This window comes from Bernardetia aquimarina (assembly GCF_042180575.1).
Taxonomy (GTDB): domain Bacteria; phylum Bacteroidota; class Bacteroidia; order Cytophagales; family Bernardetiaceae; genus Bernardetia.
Map to the genome: position 1 here is coordinate 3,512,837 of NZ_CP170094.1, position 14,527 is coordinate 3,527,363.

Genomic DNA, 14,527 nt, shown 5'->3' on the forward strand with positions numbered 1-14,527 from the left:
CCATTCCCAAACTAAAATAATTAGTTTAGAAATGGTTCTTTTATGCTTTCTCACTCTGAAGTGTAAGCTAAAGATAAATTAGATTTTATAAATTAAACCCAACCTTTATCAGTTTCCAAATATCGTTTCCAAAAACAAAAATCATAAGACAAAGAATAAGAACCATTCCTACTTTTTGAGCAATTTCTAAGAATTTATCCGAAGGAGGACGACCTGTAATCATCTCATAAAGAAGGAACATCACATGTCCACCATCAAGGGCAGGAATTGGTAAAAGATTCATCAAAGCCAAAACCATTGATAAAAATCCTGTAATTCTCCAAAAACGATACGCCTCAAACTCAAAACCAAAAATCATAACCATTCCAATAGGTCCACTCAATGAATCAGAAGCATTAATATCTCCTTTAGCCATTTTTTTGTATGCCATCGCTTGTACTCCAATAACTCCAAAAGCAGTTTCTGTTCCTACTTGTAGAGATTCTGTGAAGCTATACGGACGTTCTACATAGTTTATTTCATAACTTATTCCAACTCCGATTGTGCTATCTGCTGCAACATTTACAGGCAAATTCATTGTTTTTCCATCTCTTTCTACTACAAAAGTAAGTGTTTTTCCTGCATTTTGATGTAGTAGTTGTTGGAATGCTTCAAAGTCGGTTGTTACTGTTTCGTTTACTTTTATAATTTTATCTTTTGTCTTTAACCCTGCTTTTTCTGCATTTCTATCTGGAGCGATTGCACCAATCGTGAAAGGATATTTTCCTTCACGTATTGTCATAAACGCTTTTGCTTCATCTTTATCAGAACTATAAACTTTCAAAAACTCACTTGTAATTGAAATTTTCTTCTGTTCTCCATTTCTTTCAATGGTATAATACGAGTCATCATTTAAGATAAAAGCTGGGTCTAATAAATCTCTAAATGACTTTGGAGTTTCTCCATTGATATTGATTATTTTGTCGCCTGTTTCTAGTCCAAGACTTTTTCCGAGGTCGTTTACTTCAATTCCGTATCTGTTTACTTCATCTATCGGAATATATTTTTCTCCATACGTAAAAGCAATCGCAACCATTATCAAAACACCCAAAACGACATTAAAAATAATCCCTCCTAACATAATAATAAGACGTTGCCACGCTGGTTTTGAGCGAAATTCATACGGTTGAGGCTCACCTTTCATTTGGTCAGTGTCTAAGGATTCATCAATCATTCCTGTTATTTTGACGTAGCCACCTAAAGGTAAAGCACTCAAACAATATTCAGTTTCTCCGTATTTAAAACCAAATATTTTTGGAGGAAAACCAATAGAAAACTTTTCTACTCTAACCCCAAAATACTTTGCTGCCAACAAATGCCCTAATTCGTGCAATCCTACCAAGATAGAAAGCGAAGCCAAAAGCTGCAAAATTCCAATAATTATTCCTTGTATATCCAAAATTTATAATTTAATTTTTTGTTATTATTCGTTTGTTTTTAAATTCTTTCCAAAATCGTACAAAAGTAGATTGTATTAATTTGCAAAGGTAGTTCTTTTAATTTTTTTTACCAATTTCAGACAAGTTGGCATTTTATTTTCGTTTTGGGTTTTTGTTGGATTTTACTCCTGTTTTTTCGGTTTCCCATTCTTCTTCAATATCTTTTATACTTTCTTGTGCAGGGGGACTAAAACCAAATTCTTTTTCTTCCAACTCTTTGAGTTGCCATTGTTTGATAGCGACTTGTTTTTTGATAAGTTCTAGGGCTTCACTTATCATTCCTTTTGTGATTGCACCAAACTGTTCTTGAGATTTTGAATCAATGAGTAATGCTTCTACCAAAATTTCGGTTACTTCTTTCAAAATTCTATTCTCTTCGACTGTTGTGGCATCTTCTACCAGTTGATTGACAACATTAAAAACAATATCAGCAATAGCTCTTTCTAAGTTTTGAGAAATAAACTCACCCATAACAGGTACTTTTCCTATCGTTTTTATTTCTGCATTTTTTTCTACGGCTTCATTGATAAGCACTTCTACATATCTTTTTAATTCGTATTTATAGGTCGGATAATTCTTTGCAGCGACAACTTGCACACGTTTTGTAAGCCAAGTTGTCAAGAGATTTGAACGAGGACGGACTACATCTTCTACTATTTTTTCTACAATCGGACTTCCTTTCATTACCTCTCCTTGTACTTCATTCAATACATTTATTACTACTCTATCCGAAACTTCTTCTACAAAAATGGAAAAATACTTTCCGAGTGTTTTATAAATATACGTATTCGAAAGATTGATAACTTCCATCAAATGAAGTTTGTAAAGAATAGCCACCAAGCGCAACACACGCAAAGAACGAAACGAAGGCAAACAACCCAAAACATCGTACCAGTGAATAAAAGGATAAAAAAACCAACGATGATAGGTATTCAGATAAATTGCAATCGCCCAACGAACAACAATATCAGAAATAAAAATTCCTACAAAAACTAAATCTATAAGTGCAAAATTTTTGAAAATATAATCATTATAAAAATGATAAAATGAGGTAATATATGCTTTAAGGAAGTTTTGGACAAGTTCGGCTGTGAATAAAAAATTGAAAACAATCAATGTCAGATTTATCAAAACCAAAATTAAAACACCAATATCTGCAATGACTTGTACGGTAGAAACCTTATCTTTTTGTAAATTGGAGAGATTTATCATTTTGCATAATTTTAGACCCTAAGGGCTTTCGAAACCCTAAGGGTCTGAAACCATATTATTTTTACCAAATTTACTCAAATTTTATGAAAACGAACAACAGCTTATTTATACCACTATTCTTGATTTTATTCTCCTCAAATTTTGTTTGTTTAGCACAAAATAGAGCCAATTACAATTATGGCAACTCTGAAGCTGCAAATTCAATTTATGGTACAGAAAAAAATCCCTCTCAAGTTCTTCCAGTAGCAACTATTTTGAATAATAATATGCTAGAATTAGAAGCTACTGTTTTGATGAATGTTACGGCAGATGAATATGTAGCCATGTTTCACATCGAACAAAAAGGAGAAAGACTCAAAGATGTGCAAGAAAATATGGACAAGCGAATTGCTAATTTTCAAAAAGGACTTTTAGAATTAGGAATTAAAGAAGGTGAAATGATTGTCGATTTTCTTTCACTTGTTCCAGAGTACGAATATGATATTGAGAAAAAACTTTTTAGCAAGACCTATAATGAAGTTCCTGTGGGTTTTGAGCTAAAAAAGAATGTCCATATTCGTTTTAAAGATAACAAAATGGTAGATAAAATTATTGCAAAAGCAGCCGAAAACGAAATTTATGATTTATCTAAAGTAGAATATTTTATTAAAGATACAGATATTCTCTATCAAAAATTACGTAAAAAAGCATTTGAATTAATTACAAAAAAAGAAAAACTCTATGATAGTGCAAAGATTCAAATTTCGAAAGCTGAAAAAGTAGCTGATGAAAATTTTCAGACCTTCTTTCCTTTTGATAGATACCGTTCGTATGAAGCCGTTTCGAAAGGCAAGACTTCTTTTTCTAAAAACTCAAAAGTAAATGATAAAAATCGTACTCCAAGTGCTTTCTATGAAAAATTAGAGTATGATAATATCGAATGTATTATCAATCCGACAATTTTAGAACCTGCTGTTCAGTTATTTTTTACTTTGAAGATACGTTATACGTTGCCTAGAGAAGAAAAGGACGATAAAATCATTTATATTCTGACTCCAACAGGAGAACTAAGACGAGTTGATTTGAAAGAGTAAACTAATTTTACTGGTAGATTTTTTTGTATTTACTTTATTTCCAACTGATCTAGGTAATTTAAGAAGACTTCATAAAGCCCTTCAAGAGAATTAATATTCTTATTATTCTCATTTGAGATATAATAAATAAAACTTCTCCATTCGTTTGGATAATTAAAATAAGCCCATAGATTAGCTACTTCTATTAATTTTTCTTTAATGGTTAGTTGAGAGTTTCTGATTGAGAGTAGAGTAGAGTTTTGCCAATCTTTGAGTCCCTCTTCTTCATTTATTTGGTAGTTTTTGTAAATTAAATCTAAGATATTTTTTTTATCATCGTCGTTCAAATTAAAATCAACTAACAAATCCTCATGGCATTTTATGGTATGCTGATTTTCATTAATTAATCTTACTGTTTCTTTTGAGTCTATCCATTCGTTATTTAAGCATATATATAAAGTATTCCAGCTAATTTTCAGATACTTATTTATCATAATTTGATAGAATTTTATTAAAACAAAAAAAGCAAGTTCATTTCTAAACTTGCTTTTTTCTATATCTAAATGTTGTAATTGATTTAATTCAATCCATCTTTAAAGAACATAAAGAAGAAGAATAAATACACCCAAAGAAGGTCTAAGAAATGCCAAAACGTCATGCACATAGAAATTGTATTGGTGCTTTTTGAATGAACTTTTGAGTTCATAGCTCTAATTAAAGTAACGGCTACGAAAACTAAACCAGCCACAATATGAAATGCATGTAACCCAGAAATAACGTAAATAAAAGAACCAGCAGGGTTACTTTTATCTCCAGCAAAGAATACACCTGCATCTACAAGTTGTCCCCAGCCTTGAATTTGCATTACCAAAAAGACAACTCCTAAAGCAAGCGTAACAATAAGACCTGTTTTTACTTGTCCGATTTCATTTTTCTTGGCTGCAATATATGCCCAGTGCATCGTAACACTACTAAGTAAAATTACTACTGTACTCCAATAAAAAAGAGATGGCAAATCAAAAACTAACCATTCTTTCAAAATATCGCCTTGTCTTACGATATACCCCGAAGTAAGGGCAGCAAAAAGCATAATAATACTTACAATAAACAACCAAACATTAAATTTCTTTGGGTGCATTGTTGTTATTTCTTGTTCCTCTATGTATATATTTTTTGTAGTATCCATTTTTTTATTATTAAATAATCGCTTGTGAGGACACAAGCAATGGTAGAATAAGTGATTTTGTTTTGATATATCCGTTGCTCGTGTCCTCACGAGCGACATTACTATAACTTATCAAATTAGAGTTTGTCAAATAATAAAGCAAGCTGAACAATAGGCAAATAGAAAAATGAAGAAAACATCAAAAATAAAGCTGATTTGTTATCTCCTTTTTTTACTAAAAGCCACGCAGGAATTAAGAATAAAAGTCCACAAACAAAGATAATTATTGCCGAAATTTTGCCAGACATTCCACTATAATAAGGCATTAGACCAATAGGTAACAAAAATATGGTATAAGTCAAGATTTGAATTGATGTTCTCAATGTTTTGCCACCACTAGGAAGCATTTTGAAACCTGCTTTTACATAATCATCATTTCCAAGCCAAGCGATTGCCCAAAAATGAGGAAATTGCCAAATAAATTGAATAGCAAAAAGAATAAGAGCAAATTGAGTAATCTCACCATTTGAAGCAACCCAGCCAATAAGAGGAGGAAATGCCCCTGGAAATGCTCCAATAAAGACCGAAAATGAAGAAATTCGTTTGGACGGAGTATAAACAAAAGCATACAAAAAGAGTGAAAGCAGACCTAAAGCAGCCGTAAGAGAATTGACAAAAGTAACCAATAAAACTCCTCCAATAATTGCCAAAATAACAGCGAAGATAATTCCTTCTGTTTGTGAAATTATACCTGTTGGTAAAGGACGAGTTTTGGTGCGTTTCATATCTTTATCGTACTCTTTTTCAATTACTTGATTGAGTGTATTGGCAGAACCTGTAATGATAAAACTACTAAAACAAAATATTGCAAATTTTTTCCAATCTGTAATTTCATCAACTCCCAAAGCATAACCAATAGCAGAAGAAAAAACAACCAATGCTGACAAGCGAAATTTTAAGAGTGCAAAAAAGGCTTTAATTTTTGATGTTTCGGCATGTATTACATCTGTATTGTGTATTTCAGTTGGAGTTTCGGGAAGGTCTAAGTTTATGTCCAAAGTTAGATTATCTGTTTTGGTAAGCATAATTGTATATAGTTCAAACCCTAAGGGTTTTCAGAAACCCTTAGGATTTAAGGTTTGAATTAATATTAAATTCCTTTTTCCTAAAAAGAAAATCAAAATTAATAAATAAAATAAGTAGTATATGAATGCCTAAAGCTACAGAAGCTAAAAGCATGTGGACAGGTTGTAAAGGTTTTGGAATAGCAAAATAAGCCATAATAGTTCCTGTAATGACTTCTATAACCAAGATAGCAAGAAGACTCTTTCCAAGCGATTGAATACGTCCAGTTGCAGAGGCATTTTTCCAAAGAGAATAAATCAAACCGACATGAAGCAACAAAACTAAAATAGAAAAAGAACGATGGATATAAAAAGTTGTTCCTAGATTTTCTATCCATTCACTTCGCATACTTTCGCCTAAAGTTTTCGAAACGCTATCAATATTTTCTCTTACTTGAGTTCCTAAAATAAGCTGAACAAAAGCAACTCCTGCACTTGCAAAAGCAATCAAATTGATTTTCGGAGTATTGCTTACTTTTTCAGTTTTCAAAACGCCATTATACGAACGAACAACTGTATAAATCAATAATCCAACAATGGCAAGAGCCATTACCATGTGAATGGTTATCATTCCTTCATGTAAATCTGTTGAAACTACTTTTGCTCCTAACCAACCCTGTATGAGTACTCCAATGAGAGCCAAAACAGAAAGAAATGTAATAATTTTATCTTTCTTCCAAAATGAAATTGAAAGAACAGCCGTAATCAGAATAAAAAGTCCAATTAAAGCTCCTAAAAGTCGATTTACATATTCTATCCACGTATGAACAGCATTAAAATCAGCTATTTCACGCCCTTGAACGGCAAAAATAGTTTTATAATCCTCTGGTAATTCACTAATATCTGTTGGTGGAACATACTGTCCAAAGCATTTGGGCCAGTCTGGACAACCCATTCCAGAACCTGTACTACGCACAATTCCACCCACCAAAATAAGCAGGTAAACAGCAATAATTGTAGTAACTCCGAATTTGCGATAAATAGCAGCCATATTGATAGTAGGTATGTTGTTAGTAAGAAACCAACAACAGCTAATTCTTTTAATTTGTTGATACTTAATGAAGTAAGTGTTCAACAGGAAGGTTTTGATTTGGCTGCAAAGATACGAAAATATACGTTTTTTATGGCAAAAAACACTTTTTTTAAGATAAAAAAAAGGTTAATCGCATCTAAAAATAAAATTCCTTTGAGTTAAATAAAGAATGAGAAGAGTTGAGTACAGAAGTGTTTATTTTTCAAACTATTGACAGCCTTGTGAAAAGACTGTCAAAGTTGAAAAAAATCTAATTATTCTATTGTTTTTTCTTGAGACTTTTAGGATCTATGTCCAAACCATTTCCTCTTCCTTTTCTTTGTTGATTTTGTTCAGAAACTTCAACATTTTTTCTTATCCAATACTCTCCTTCTTGTATCCATTCATATCTAGCTTGATGGTTTACAGATTGTAAAAACTTATCAGTAACCATAAATTTCCCTAATGAATCTTTAGGGCTTATTTGTTGCCAAGTAAGCTGAAAATCTACGATAGCCGAATCAGCACCAGAGAGCATCAAAACAGGCATATATCCGACAGTAGAAGAGGTCAGTTTAAACTTAGGACGGTATATTTTGTGTAACTGTAGATAGCGATAGGGTGCTTTACTTTTAATAGTACCATCTCGTACCTCTAAGGCTATTTTTCCGTTCTTAAAAACAGAGTCTTTATAAAAAACATCTATAGCTTTGGCTAAAGCTGTTGTATCACTCCAGTTTGCTTTCATCAAAGCTACTTTTTCTTCTTCCTTATTTTGTTTTGAATCTGTACAAGAAAACAAACTACCTATCAATACAGATAAGAATAAGCTATAAATTAAACAACGCATATTTTTTTATCTTTTAAAATGAGTAAATAATTTTTGACAAAAAAGAAAGGCTAAGGTTTCCCTTAGCCTTCTTTTTTATATATAAGATTCAAGTTTTGAATAAAACTTTTAATCTAAAGATTAAAATTATTCTAATTCAATACCAGTACCATAGTTTACGTCACGGATATAAGTAAGACCAGAGAATACTTCAAAAGAAGAAGGTCCACCAATAGTACGGAAACGCTCACCAGCAGGGTCGTAGCTATCATCATTCGTTGGAATAACGAAAGTTGCAAGACCACCAAAAGTGATACCAGCAGGGAAAGAACCGTTATCATTAGAACTTAATGAAGTAATATCAGCAGTATTTGGATCAAGTACTGCAACACCATTACCACCTGTATCAAGTCCTAAGAAACTAACTGTATAAGTAGGAGCCGTGATATACTTAAAGTCTGCATTAGCAGCTCCGTTAGTACCTATACGATCAGCAGCAGTAAATTCTATCCTCTCAAGGTCATTGAACATTTCTTCAGGAGTTGTCGGGGCTTGAGCCTCATCGAAATAACCCCAAGCACCAGGTCCTGCAACAGCAGTTCCGTCACCAGCACTACCTATTAGAACACCACCTGAAAAAGGACCAGTATTCAAATTAAGTGCAAGATCAAAGACATTAACTTCTGAGTTGAATATACCTTGTAAACGTTCAACAGATATTGTAAGAGCAAGAGGCTCAGCAGCAATACCATCAGCAGTAAATGTATTTGCAGGTAAAGCTGTAGATACAGATGTATTGATGATTGAACCAGCAGAGTTGAAGTTAAGCTGACCACGAACACTATTAATGTTAGAGTTAAGTGTAGCTAAATCTTCAGCAGAACGTTGTCCACCAGAGATAACAAACTCAGGACGGATTGCATAACCAAGACCACCATCAGTAAATGTAATAGTCAATACTTGAGCAGTACGAGCAGCAGTTGCTTTAGCGTTTGCATCAGGAGTAGGGTTAAGATCTGTCTGAGCATATTTAGCTAAAGCTGCATTTGCATTTCCAGCTAAGTCAGCAGGAATAACCCAGAATTTGAATCCATCAGCAGGAACAGCAGTATAACCAATACCTTGTCCAGTACCTGGAGCAAATAAAAGACCTACAACATTGTTTCCACCGTTATCAAAGATTGGATATCCCCAAGCATTTGAAGTTCCAGTAGTTGGATTTTCAAATACAAAGATATAATCACTATTTTCAGCATAATCAGCAGCAGCAACAGCAGTTCCATTTTCATCTTGGATAACACCTCCACCAGCAGCGTCAGTAGTAAGATAATCAAATGTTGCACCAGTAATAGCTTCTACAGAAGTTTTGTAGATTGTTGGAGGCACACCATAGTTAGAACTAAATGTATAAGTATCAATACTTCCACCTTCAGTGAAGCCTTCAGCAGAGATAGCTACACCTTCAGGGTTAGCAGAAATGTTGATAGTACCTGTGTACTCAGGATTAGTAGTCCAACCAGAAGTTGCACCTTGCATTTCGATTTGAGTAATTACACCACCAACAACCGTTGCTGCAAATGTAGGAAGAGTTGCACCAGCAGGAGCAACAAGTCCTGTAAGTGAAATACTTGGTACAAATGAGTAATTATCACCACCAGCAAAAGCTACTTCAGATCCAGCAGCATTAGCAACTGTAAGAATTCTTGTAGTACCTGTATTATTCCATCTTAATTCACCAGCAACCTGTGCAAATATATTATCAGCACCACCTATTGTTCCAAGTGATACAACAGCATTCTGACCATAGTTGAAAGTAATAGCAACTGCATCACTATATCCATCACCACCATCAGTGATTTGAACTTCAGTAGCAGTACCTACATTTGTATCAACAATAAGGTTTGCAGTAGCTAAAACACCACCACCACCATTAGGCACAACGTTGTTGTTAAATACAACACCAGGAACAGTTCCTGTATAGTTACCAACACCTGTTGAAGTACCAGCACCAGTCATTCCAAATCCACCGTCAATAATACGGATGTATTTGATCGTAGAGCTAGAAGCAGCTACCGAACCAGTACCGTTAGCAACTGGAACACCAGCAGCATCACGTCCTGTATAAGAGAAACGAGTAAATGTAACAGTTGGGTTAGAAGTATAACCAGAACCTCTAGTGTCATCAGCATTATTAGCAATACCATCAACACCATTAAGATTTACACCAGCAACTCTTAACATGCCTCTATCTCTTGCAGCAGCACCAACAGTACCAGCAGCAGGACCACCATTAGCAGCAGTAGGAATAGCTTCCATTATTGCAGTACCAGTAGCAGTTGTTCCAGTAGTAGGAGCAGAGAAAGTAACAGTAGGAGCTACATAGTAATAACCACCATCTGTAATAGTTACAGAAGCAACAGCATCACCACCAGTAAGACCAGCAGTAGCAGTAGCTTCATTTTGAGCGAAATCAAAGTTCACTCTAAGTCTTCCAGGACCAAGGTCTATATCACCTAAACTTGAGATAGGAGTTGGAGCTTGATTAGCTACACCACCAACTAACTCAGTGTTTTGTGTATAGATAAAACGCTTAGCACCAGGGCCAAATCCAACAGGTCCACCAAAGTCAGTGTCATTGTCATCAAAGAAGTAAGTACGATCTGCTGCGAAATCATCAAATTTCATCATGATAGGAAGACCTGAAGCAGTAGCACCAATTGTGATGCTATACTCGCCACCATCAGGAGCAGTATCGTTATTCAAAGGTGTAGTAACAGTAGTACCTGTTGTAGAAGCAGCTTCTTCATAAGCAAATCTTTGAATGAAACCAGACTTAGTAGGCTGTCCACCGTTGTTTACGCCTTCGTCATTAGCTTGGTCGATATACTTAGCTTTAAAAGCAGGGTTTTGTACGTCAATGAAAGCACGAACCTTAGTTCCGTCTGGAACTGATTCTTCTTGATTATTGCCTTCTGTAATGTCAAGCTCTGCAAAAGCAAAACCTTTAACTGTTGCAAGATTCTCTTCAGAACCAGCACCAGGATTGTTAGGATCATCAAATACAGGAACAACATTACCTACATACAATAATGCGCCATTAGGAACACCACCGTCTGGAGTAAGGTTGGCTGTATAGTTTAAATCTGTATGGTTAGGAGCTTCAACATTTACAGTAACTTCGCCACTGTACATTTCAAATGAAGCAAGACCACCAACAGTAGTTTTTTGCTCAACAATAGCACCACCTAATTGAGATACAGTAACAGTAGCACCGTCAAGACCTTCAACTTCTTCGAAACGTCCAGAAGAGAACGCAGAAGAACCACCAGGTACAACGTTTACAGTATAGAATACTTTACCACCAGAGTTAAGGCGAGTAAGTGAATCCATGCTGCGACGGAACTGAGCCATGTCCATTACACGTTGATCTTGAGCAGCTAAAGCAGCTTGCTCACGAGCATCTTGTGCATTAAGTTGTGCTTGTTGTAAATCAAAAGCATCTTGTTCTGTGAACTCATCACGCTCACAAGAAGAAAAAGTAACCAATGCCAATAAAACAGCAAGGTACTTGAATGAATAAATAAAAAGATTTTTGTTCATGGAACAATAGAGTTTAGTGTAATTGAATTATCAATTTTTTGCGCACTTAGTAGTTTACACTTGTGAATGCAAAGGTATATATTAGTTTTGAGACTTACAAAATAGTTTGTAGAAATTATTTTAATTTTTTCAGTTATTCTTAGTTTTGTTTCAAGTCAGTTTTTAAATTCTGTTTGAAAAAGAACTAATTTTAAGAAAATTTCAATCTATTATTTCACAACTTTTTGATTCATTTCTCACTAAAGTAGTAGCTTTGCAGCAAGTGAACTGTTTGTTATACTCCTAAGACCCACCAACCCTTAAAAAAGGTTGCATTTATTTTAAAAAAAATCAAAATTCTTCTACTTATTTTCAATAAACTCAATTTTTATGGTCTATTCCACTCACAAAAACAATTATAAAGCACTGTCTGTCAATTATTTATCACAAAAAACATTTTCTTTAATAATTTTATTATTTGTTGGGATTTTTATTAACTTATTTTCTACTTCTTATGCTTTTTGCCAATCTGAGAGTACTGATTCCACACAAATAAATTCTTCTATCCCTTTAGATTCTGTCTTATTAGCTAAGAAAATCAAAACTAAATTTAGTATTGGCTTTCGTGGTGGAATTACTAACGGACAATTTGAAATAAGCAATCCAGAAGAAAATGATAAAAATAGTCCTAGTACAGGTTCAGTTCTGACTTTTTTTACGAATTATAGACTAAATTCCCACTTTAGCATTCAACCTGAGCTTGTTATTGGACGTTATAGAAGTAATAATACCTCTTATAGAATAGCTCTTTTAGAAGGAACAGTAGATTATACAATTTCTACTTTTGACGTAAATCTTATCGGAATTTATTCGTATCAAATTACAGATTGGTTTTCACTCTCAGCAGAAGCAGGGGTTTCGGCTGCTCGTCTATATAATTCGTTTGGCAAAGTCCTCGCTCCTAATCCACGTGTAGAAGTACTAAATTATGATGTAAACTCAGATAATCAGTTTGAAAAACTTAATTATGGAGCAATAGTAGGAATCACTCCTTCTTTTAATTTGAAAAATGTAAGTATTCAGACCTCAGTTAGATATAGATATGGCTTAAACAATATCAATTCATTTGATTATAGACTTAATAGATATTTAGCAAATCCAGAACGAACTATCCAAACTAGAGATTTACTTTTTCAAGTTGGTTTTTTTATTCCTATATATAGAAGAGCTAAACTCAAAGAATCAGTAATCAGTGCAAAAACTACTTTTTAATGCAGCGTGTTGTGTATTGAGTGTTTTTTTTGATAAACAATATTGATTATTCACTTGATTATTTTATTAATTAGTTATAAATCAACCATTTAACTAAACCAAGCTATTCTTATAGAAATTAATATTGATAAAATTGTAATTTTCTTTTAAAAAGTTTAACAAATCAATTATTCATCGAATAGCTCTAAATAGAAGTGTTTTGTTTATTTTGGCTATCTATTATATAAGGAATCATTATTATCAAGAATTTTAAATCAACTATGAAAGATATGCAATTTGATAGAAAACAGAATTTATTTGCTTTTACTAGCCTTTTTTTGAGTATTTGTTTCTTTTTTTTAGCTCAAAAAACCATCGCTCAAGACACAAACACGACTCCAAAATGGTCGTTAGATTCTTGTATTGCTTATGCCTTGCGTCAAAATATTCAATTAAAGATAAATGAATTAGGTATTGAGAATTCTGAGCTTGCCTTAAAACAGTCTAAAGATGATAGATTGCCTAATGCAAACGCTTCTTTTTCTCATAATTACAACTGGGGACGTTCGATTGACCCTTTTTCGAATAGTTTTGTTAATCAGCGTATCCAAACGAATAACTTATCTTTAAGCTCTAGTACAACTCTTTATAATGGTTCTCGCCTAAAAAATACAATTAGCCAAAATGAGTTACAGGTAGAAGCAGATAAGCTCAATTATGGACAAGCCCAAAATGATTTGATGCTCAATATTGCCAGTAATTACTTACAGGTTGTTTTGAATAAAGAAATTGCAGAAAATGCTCGTCGTCAGAAAACAAGTACACAGGCACAATATGACCGAACACAACAACTTGTGGAAGCTGGTGTTTTGCCTAGAGCAAATCTATATGACTTAGAAGCGCAATTAGCAGCCGATGAGCAACAAATAATTTTGGGAGAAAATAACTTGATGCTTGCAAAACTTCAACTTCGCCAACTGATGCAACTTGAACCTACTGAAAGTTTTGATATTATTACTCCAGAAGTGGATGACCCTTCAGCTATTTTAGATTCAAAAAATCCATATCAAATCTATCAAATTGCCGAAACCACACAACCTAATATCAAAGGGGCAGATATAAATATAGAAGTAGCCAAAAAAGGAATTGATATTGCCGAAGCTGGAAGAATTCCTACTCTTTCTTTGATAGCAGGTGCAGGTTCGAATTATACAAGTAATCAAAAAGAACGGTTTGATTTTACACAACCTACTCTTTCAGGAGTTGATACGATTGGATATATTGCAAATAATGGCATTCCTACAGATTATGTAGTAAGTCCAGATTTTACTTTTCCGACTGATAATTTTGGTTTTTTCAATCAACTCAACGAATCATTTAGATATAATTTAGGATTAAATCTTCAAATTCCTATTTTTAATCGTTTTCAAGTAGATAATGGTATTCAGAGAGCCAAAATTCAGACTCAAAATGCACAATTAAACTCTAAACTTGTTCGTACACAACTTTATCAAACCATCGAACAGGCATATATTTCGGCTCGTGCAGCAAAAGCATCTTTCGAAGCTAGTCAAACACGAGTAAAAGCATTAGAAGAAACAGTAAGAGTAATGGAAAAAAGACTTGAAGCAGGTGCAGCCAATAGCACAGAATATACAGTTGTAAAAAATAACCTCTCTGTTGCACAAGCTGATTTATTGAGAGCCAAATATGAGTTTATCTTTAGAATTAAGGTTTTAGAGTTTTATGAGGGAGAAGAGTTGAAATTCTAAGAAATAAAACTATTCTTAAAAAATGAGCGTTTAAATGTAAAGGATTAACTTTC

At 33.7% G+C, this 14,527-nt stretch carries 11 protein-coding genes; 3 read left to right on the forward strand and 8 right to left on the reverse strand.

Going from position 1 to position 14,527, the window contains the following annotated elements; all coding sequences use genetic code 11:
* Positions 1-85 precede the first annotated feature (85 nt).
* Positions 86-1,438 (reverse strand): RIP metalloprotease RseP, encoded by a 1,353-nt coding sequence (rseP, locus tag ACE193_RS15000; protein WP_375559037.1) that lies wholly within the window; start codon positions 1,436-1,438, stop codon positions 86-88.
* Positions 1,439-1,571: 133 nt separating this feature from the next.
* Positions 1,572-2,690: a hypothetical protein gene (locus ACE193_RS15005; protein ID WP_375559038.1), complete on the reverse strand. Its 1,119-nt coding sequence runs from the start codon at positions 2,688-2,690 to the stop codon at positions 1,572-1,574.
* Between the two features lie 83 nt (positions 2,691-2,773).
* Between ACE193_RS15005 and ACE193_RS15010 the strand changes: the two genes are divergently transcribed.
* Positions 2,774-3,763 (forward strand): SIMPL domain-containing protein, encoded by a 990-nt coding sequence (locus ACE193_RS15010; protein WP_375559039.1) that lies wholly within the window; start codon positions 2,774-2,776, stop codon positions 3,761-3,763.
* Positions 3,764-3,792: 29 nt separating this feature from the next.
* On the opposite strand, the gene ACE193_RS15015 is transcribed toward ACE193_RS15010, so the two are convergent.
* The 6 genes from ACE193_RS15015 to ACE193_RS15040 form a co-directional block, all read right to left on the reverse strand.
* Positions 3,793-4,236 carry a DUF2247 family protein gene (locus ACE193_RS15015; protein WP_375559040.1) on the reverse strand — a complete coding sequence of 148 codons (444 nt, stop codon included), beginning with the start codon at positions 4,234-4,236 and terminating at the stop codon, positions 3,793-3,795.
* Positions 4,237-4,319: 83 nt separating this feature from the next.
* Positions 4,320-4,928, reverse strand: coding sequence for a heme-copper oxidase subunit III (locus ACE193_RS15020; protein WP_375559041.1), 609 nt, complete (start codon positions 4,926-4,928; stop codon positions 4,320-4,322).
* A gap of 116 nt (positions 4,929-5,044) precedes the next feature.
* Complete coding sequence (gene cyoE / locus ACE193_RS15025; protein ID WP_375559042.1) at positions 5,045-5,992, reverse strand: heme o synthase; 948 nt, start codon at positions 5,990-5,992, stop codon at positions 5,045-5,047.
* A gap of 40 nt (positions 5,993-6,032) precedes the next feature.
* Positions 6,033-7,022 (reverse strand): heme A synthase, encoded by a 990-nt coding sequence (locus tag ACE193_RS15030; protein WP_375559043.1) that lies wholly within the window; start codon positions 7,020-7,022, stop codon positions 6,033-6,035.
* 301 nt (positions 7,023-7,323) lie between these two features.
* Entirely contained in the window at positions 7,324-7,893 is a 570-nt protein-coding gene (locus ACE193_RS15035; RefSeq protein ID WP_375559044.1) for a hypothetical protein, read from the reverse strand.
* Between the two features lie 126 nt (positions 7,894-8,019).
* Complete coding sequence (locus ACE193_RS15040; RefSeq protein ID WP_375559045.1) at positions 8,020-11,472, reverse strand: hypothetical protein; 3,453 nt, start codon at positions 11,470-11,472, stop codon at positions 8,020-8,022.
* 369 nt (positions 11,473-11,841) lie between these two features.
* On the opposite strand from ACE193_RS15040, the gene ACE193_RS15045 reads away from it, so the two are divergent.
* Positions 11,842-12,723, forward strand: coding sequence for a porin family protein (locus tag ACE193_RS15045; protein WP_375559046.1), 882 nt, complete (start codon positions 11,842-11,844; stop codon positions 12,721-12,723).
* Positions 12,724-12,983: 260 nt separating this feature from the next.
* The gene (locus tag ACE193_RS15050; protein ID WP_375559047.1) at positions 12,984-14,474 is read left to right on the forward strand and encodes a TolC family protein; all 1,491 of its coding nucleotides are present in this window, start codon (positions 12,984-12,986) and stop codon (positions 14,472-14,474) included.
* Positions 14,475-14,527 lie beyond the last annotated feature (53 nt).